This is a genomic window from Streptomyces sp. NPDC059456 (assembly GCF_042750055.1).
Taxonomy (GTDB): domain Bacteria; phylum Actinomycetota; class Actinomycetes; order Streptomycetales; family Streptomycetaceae; genus Streptomyces.
The window spans coordinates 1-1,675 of the sequence record NZ_JBHYVA010001067.1 but is presented as its reverse complement, the minus strand read 5'-3'; the positions used below and the strand labels follow the sequence as shown (position 1 = coordinate 1,675).

2 protein-coding genes are annotated in these 1,675 nt (G+C 75.6%); both read right to left on the bottom strand.

Annotation, left to right across the window (positions count from 1 at the left end; genetic code table 11):
- Positions 1-810: HAMP domain-containing protein (locus ACFXA3_RS42200; protein WP_385196779.1), on the bottom strand; the 810-nt coding region annotated here is incomplete at its 3' end.
- 20 nt (positions 811-830) lie between these two features.
- Positions 831-1,559: a hypothetical protein gene (locus tag ACFXA3_RS42195; protein WP_385196776.1), complete on the bottom strand. Its 729-nt coding sequence runs from the start codon at positions 1,557-1,559 to the stop codon at positions 831-833.
- Positions 1,560-1,675 lie beyond the last annotated feature (116 nt).

The window sequence follows — 1,675 nt, the reverse complement described above, 5'->3', positions numbered from 1 at the left end:
GCCCTGGTGCTGGGCTTTCCCCCGTAGGTTTAACATCTCGGGGGGGCGCCCCCCGGGCGGGGGGGCGGCCGCGGCCAGCGAGCCGGTGAGCGGGGTGCGCAGCTCGTGCGCGACGTCCGCGGTGAAGCGCTTCTCGGCCTCGATGCGTTCCTGGAGGGAGCGGGCCATCGAGTCGAGTGCCTGCGCGACGTCCCGTACCTCGTCGTGGTGGCGGGGTCGGCGCCGGGAGCGGTCGTCGGCCGCGTCGTCCTTTCCGCCGGGGTCGTGCCGTCCGTCGGGGAATCCCACGCGGGCGTCCAGGTCGCCGGCGCTGATGCGGCGGGCCACTGCGGCCGTGGTGGTCAGGCGCCGGCTGATCCGGTTGGCGAGGAACAGGCCGGCCAGTGCCACGGTTCCGGCGGCGAGCGCGCAGGAGGCGAGGATCGCGGTGTCGACGTCCCGCAGCCGGTGCCGGGTGCTCTCGTACGGGAGCCAGACGGCGAGGGCCCGGTCGTCGGCGGGCCCGGCGGCCCACATGACGGGCTTGCCGTCGCGGGTGCCGACCATGCTGCCGGTGCGCCCGCGGGCCACGAGGGCGCGCAGCGGCCCGGGGAGCCGGGGCGGGTCGATCACCACGTTCACTTCGCCGTAGGAGGTGCCGTACCGGTACTGGGCGAGGGCCTGGTCCAGGTCACGGTCCGCGTCCTTGCGGACCTCTCCGACGATCTGCCGGGCGACCACGTTGTGCACCAGGATGCCGAGCACGGCCGCGACGGCGCAGCACACGGCCGTGGTGGTCAGGGCGATCTTCCAGCGCAGACTGCTCGTCACCCGCACGGCGTCCGGCCCTCTCAGCCCCGGCTCGCGGAGGAGCACGGAGTGGAGCTGTTCCTCACGCGGGGGCAGTCGTCGAGGGTGAGCTGCGACAGGTTCATGATCCCCGCCTCGGGGTCCCAGACGTAGTCCGAGACGGAGACCTTCTCCGGGTTCGAGGTCGGCTCGCGGACCGCCAGGTGCTCGGCGGCCACCTCCACGCCCTCCAGCACGCCGCGCCGGGACAGGATCCGGGCGATCGACCCGTCGTCGCGGACGGTGTAGACGCGCAGCTCGCTGAGCCGGCCGTCGAGGTCGAGGGCGGTGATCAGCTCTTCCTGGCCGTTGCCCGTCACGTCGCGCAGGACCGCGGGCCGCACCGGGCAGTCCGGACCGCCGTCCACAGCCTGTGTACACCGCGCGAGCCGCTGCACGGCCCGGGGGTCGACGAGGCGTCCGGTCCCGCCGTCCTGGGCGGTGGCGGCCTTGATGTCGGCCCGCAGGACCTCCACCGGGTCCACGCCCCGCATGCCGGGGCCGGCGGCCTTGGGGAGCCCCGGCACCACTGCGGCCGTACCGGGCTGCTGGCCCGGACCGGGCGGATCCGGGTGGATGCCCGTCCACAGGGACTGGGGGGCGTGCACCGTTCCCAGGTCGCCGTCGTTGCGCAGCCCTTCCACGTCGGCGCACCCGGCCGTCGCCGCGAGGACGGCGGCGAGGACCGGGGCCGCCGCCGCCGTGCGGCCGCGCGGGGAGAGGGGCCTCATGCACCGATGCTCTCCCGACCGGGCCGCGCGGGCCCGGCTCGGGGGCCATCCGGGCGACGCGCATGCCCCGGACTTCAGGGGACGGTCCGGGTGACGGACGGACCTCGGGGGCGGCC